The following is a 4409-nucleotide window of genomic DNA, read 5'->3' on the forward strand; positions in this document are numbered from 1 at the left end:
ACCGAAGCGGAATGGGAGTATGCTGCAAAAGCTGGATCCTCAACTGACTACTTTTGGGGCCACAGTGAAGAAGGTGGTAGTGATTATGCCGTATTTAATGAGAACTCAGGTTCTTCATCACATAATATAGCTTCCACCAAGGAAAATGCCTTTGAATTACATGATATGACTGGCAATGTATGGGAATGGGTTAATGACTGGTATGGCGAATATCAGACTGAAGGTGTTACAAGAAACCCTAAAGGAGCAGGGGAAGGAATAGTAAAAGTGATACGTGGTGGCAGTTGGCAGAATAACATCACAGAATTAAGATCAGCAAATCGACAAATAGGTAACCCAGGTTGGAATTCAAATTTTGTAGGATTCCGCACAGTATTGCCACTCTAATAATTAAAAATATGAAGCAGTGTCTTTAATCAAATTGTAAAACAAAGAGGTGAAAAATGATGAAAATAATAAAAACATATTTAAAAATATTTCTGGAGAAAGATAATTTAGAACCAAATGATGTTTATCAAATACCATCTATTAACAATCTATTTGATACTCTTAAAATTGAATCACTTGTTGTTGAATATAAAATCTCAAAAATCTAACACCCTACTAACCTTTAACCTCAACCCATACATATAATCTGCTTACAGCACCCAAGTTAAAATCTTCCAATTAATGGGTGTCCACTTATAATCCACTTTTCTAGGGTAAGGCAGGGTAACGGGGCCTCTGTTAATCCTGAGAAACCATGAAATCAGTTCAAAATCGTTGAATTAAGCTTACCAAAGGGGGTTGTCCTCCTCCTTCGGGGTTCGACTCCCTAGGGGTGTATTTTTGTACTCCCTTATAAGTTCAAAAGTTATACCATGTACATTTTACTTATTACGAGCTAGTATTGTCTGATTGTACAAAATCTGTATAGAAGCTGTGTAAATTATATGAATTATTGGCCGGTCGTTTTGACGGCTCAAAATGGGAACATAAGATAATTTCTTTTTATAATTTTGTACCCGGTACGGGAGAATTAAACCATGCAACTTCCTAACAGGTCACGGATAAGATAATCAAGGCCTTACGTTGTCAAATAAAAGAATTTACAGAATCATTGAATTCTATATAGAGCATAAGCCATACAAATTCCAGTTATGATAATTTAACAGGGTAGGGTTGAACCGCTTCATCCCGGCCCTCAGTGTTTAATTGTTAATGACCCGAAAAAGGTTACCGGCAAGGTTACTGGCTTAAAAATCACTCATCGAAACTGGTCTGTATTAACAGGTACTGACAGGTATTTGGCCCATTTCTGGACCCCTGAAAAACACCTGTTTTGACCCAAATTCACCATTTTTGAGACAGAAAGAGGAATTCCCAGGTTTGGACCCGGAAATTCCCAAGCAAGCGGTCGTCAGTTCGAATCTGATAACCCGCTCCATTTTCATTCTCAGACAAATACACGGGGAATCTCTGCCTTGCTCTCGTCGCAGAGTTCCCTTAAATTCGTAGGAGCTCCTCGAGCGGCGTTGATCTTCCCCGTGTATTTGTCTGAGAATGAAAATGGTACCTTGGGTTTGTGTGAGCGGGTTATCAGGTTCGAACGCCCCTGGGTGTGTGTCAGTTTGACTCGGAGCGCATGATGCGCGGAGAGCTTTTGCTTTGATGTGGCTTAGCCGTTATCATGGCGTTGCTTATGAAAAGCAAAACCCGAAGGGTGGCGGAGCAGGAAGCGGAGCCACTTATCTGATAACCCGCTCCAAATCTTCCCTGATACATTTTCAACAGTAATCTCTTCCTTGTTCTCGTCGGAGTACACTTGTACACCTCCTCGAACGGCGTCGATCTTAAAGTTGAAAATGTACCAGGGAAGATTTGTGCCTTTTAGTTTGTGTGAGCGGGTTATCAGGTTCGAACGCCCCTGGGTGAGTGTCAGTTTGATAATTCACACATGATGTGTGAATTGCCGCAGCGCGAGGATCATGATGTTATCTATGCTGAGTGGGGTAGGATTCGAGCCCACCATAGAACGATTTCATGGGTGTGTGGATGCTGATTTTGGCCAGTCCACTTCTGTATTCAAAAAGGAGGAAGTGAGTTTTCCTTTTTTGCCCTCCAGGGACTACCAAAAGGGAACAGATTCCAGGATGATAGATAAGGGGAAGTTGTTACGTCTCCCTAAACAAGGTTTCTAATCAAAGGGGTTGTAACCGGGTTTCTTATAAAGGGTCTTTTTTTTTTCAAGTATTTCGGGCCGATATACAGCTTCGGGCCAAAGCTCTTTTTCGGTCTCTTCAATTCCAATTGAAACTACTTTTTCGCTGCACTCGAATATCTCAGTAACTTCTTTGATAATTGCTTTGGTAAGTTTTTGTTTTTGATCTTCACTGCGACCGGGATACATTTTGATTACGATGTGTGGCATAGTGCTCTCCAATAGGCTAAGACATAAAAACTATACTAATATTTACACCTAATTTAGGTAGTTTATAGCTTTTTAACTATTCCCTTTGATTATATGGAATCTATACATTTAACTGCCGATTATTTCCCATTACTTCTCCTTTTAAAGGTATATCTTAAGAATAGCTGTAAGGTTTAAGTGGGTTTTTACATAAGAGTGAAGAAAATGAAATTACTTTTAGGCGGACAAAGCAAGTGTGACAAAGAATGTGCTTCCATTGTGAATACAATCAAAAGTATAACATTATATTTGTTTTTATCTCTACCACTACATGCTCAAGATTTTTCTGATACCACTCGGGCAGACTGGGTTCCGCTTTTTAATAAAGTGAATCTTGATGGTTGGATACCCAAAGTGAATGGTTATGAAGCTGGGGTCAATCATCAAAATACTTGGATAGTCAAAGACAGCTTGCTAGTAACCGATTATGCAGATTACGAGGGTGATTATAAGCAACGGTTCGGGCACATGGGTTATGAAGAGCGCACCTTTTCGTATTTCATGTTACGAGTTCAGTACCAATTCTTTGGGGAGCTTTATAAAGGTGGGCCCAATTACGGAAAGTTTAACAGTGGGATTATGTGGCATTCAGAATCGGTTACAGAAATGGGTGTAGACCAAGCCTTTCCCAACAGTATAGAGACCCAGTTACTGGGGCCGGGTAATATATTCAATGATGGCTATACCGCCACACTGTGCACAGTTGAGCAGCTCACTTCTGTAGTAATTGATGGTGAAAGGCAATCCATATGTAATAAAGGTACTCAAGAGATTCCTATTGACGGTTTAGAATGGGTTACGGTAGAGCTACTGGTTCTTGGGGATTCCCTAGGGATGCATATTGTTGAGGGTAATGTTGCCATGGTATTTACGGATTTTGAATTTGAAGATGGTACTCCCCGGTCTGAGGGTTATATCTCGATACAATCCGAGGCTCAGCCCATTAAATTTAAAACCATTGAGATTATGTTGTTAGAAGGTTGCATGGACCAGGCTGCAAATAATTACCGCAAACGATTTATTAAAAACCTGCCAGAATCCTGTGATTATACAGCCCCGGTACTACGTGGGGTGGATGTTCGTGACCAAATTGAGGTGCGTTCTCTTGTGGAGCAGTTCTCTATTTATAACCCAGGAACAGAAAAACAAGATATTAAAGTTTTTAATTTACAGGGGACGTTGGTGACGTCCTTGTCTTTAGCTCCAGGTGCAACTAATTTAGTAGAAAAGGATCTTCACACTGGGGTATATCATATGTTGGTTAAATCTTTAAAAGGCGATTATCACAAACGATTTTTGGTACAGTGATTTAAAAGAAAGGGTACAAAGAAATTAATATCCTTCTCTTCTTTTTCTTTCTTGTGCCCCTCTTGCTTCATCTGGATTTGGCGTAAAAATCATGGCTTTTTGTTGATCAGCCACATTATCATTAAGGAACCGGTTCTTTTTCTGTTCTTTCTCTAATCTTGTTGCCAAGGAATTGTATTTTTCAAAAGTAACTACATCATCAGGCGTTTTTTTTAAGATACCGTTAAGAATTGTTAATGAGTCTTGAAGATCATTAAGCATTTCATTTGACCTATTCAAGTCGGACCTGTTTTTTGCGGGGTTATCTGTTTTTGGAAAATAAACTTTATTTTCTCTTGATTGGTAAATGGGTTGATGAGAACAATTTAACATAATCATTGAAAAGCAGATTAGGGTGCATGTGATAAGCGTGATCTTTTTAATGTAAATAATCATTTTGAGAAATCTTTTTGTAGAAGGTTATCCTAGTGTGCGTAGTAATCCTATGGGGTTTTACTTTAAATTGTTTATTAGGATATAATACAAAATTACTGCACCGGGAGCAAAACCCAAAACAGTGCTTAATAAATACTTACTCTTTTGTTTTCTTATGGGAATATGTAGGGGTTATTCTGATGCCTTTCCGTTTAGCTCCCACTTCTCATTTTTGTAA

Annotated in this window: 4 protein-coding genes; 2 read left to right on the forward strand and 2 right to left on the reverse strand. The window is 39.1% G+C overall.

The genetic code is table 11. The annotated features are described in order from the left end of the window. Nucleotides 1-387 (forward strand): SUMF1/EgtB/PvdO family nonheme iron enzyme (locus HRT72_13990; GenBank protein NQY68820.1); only part of this gene is annotated, 387 nt, incomplete at its 5' end. A gap of 1789 nt (nt 388-2176) precedes the next feature. Here the strand turns inward: HRT72_13990 and HRT72_13995 are convergent. Continuing rightward, nucleotides 2177-2410 (reverse strand): tautomerase family protein, encoded by a 234-nt coding sequence (locus tag HRT72_13995; GenBank protein NQY68821.1) that lies wholly within the window; start codon nt 2408-2410, stop codon nt 2177-2179. A gap of 177 nt (nt 2411-2587) precedes the next feature. Between HRT72_13995 and HRT72_14000 the strand changes: the two genes are divergently transcribed. Next, nucleotides 2588-3757, forward strand: coding sequence for a DUF1080 domain-containing protein (locus HRT72_14000; GenBank protein ID NQY68822.1), 1170 nt, complete (start codon nt 2588-2590; stop codon nt 3755-3757). 24 nt (nt 3758-3781) lie between these two features. Here HRT72_14000 and HRT72_14005 read toward each other — a convergent pair whose 3' ends face one another. Beyond that, nucleotides 3782-4036, reverse strand: a complete 255-nt coding sequence (locus HRT72_14005) for a hypothetical protein (GenBank protein ID NQY68823.1) — start codon at nt 4034-4036, stop codon at nt 3782-3784. Nucleotides 4037-4409 lie beyond the last annotated feature (373 nt).

The organism is Flavobacteriales bacterium (genome assembly GCA_013214975.1).
Lineage (GTDB): Bacteria > Bacteroidota > Bacteroidia > DT-38 > DT-38 > DT-38.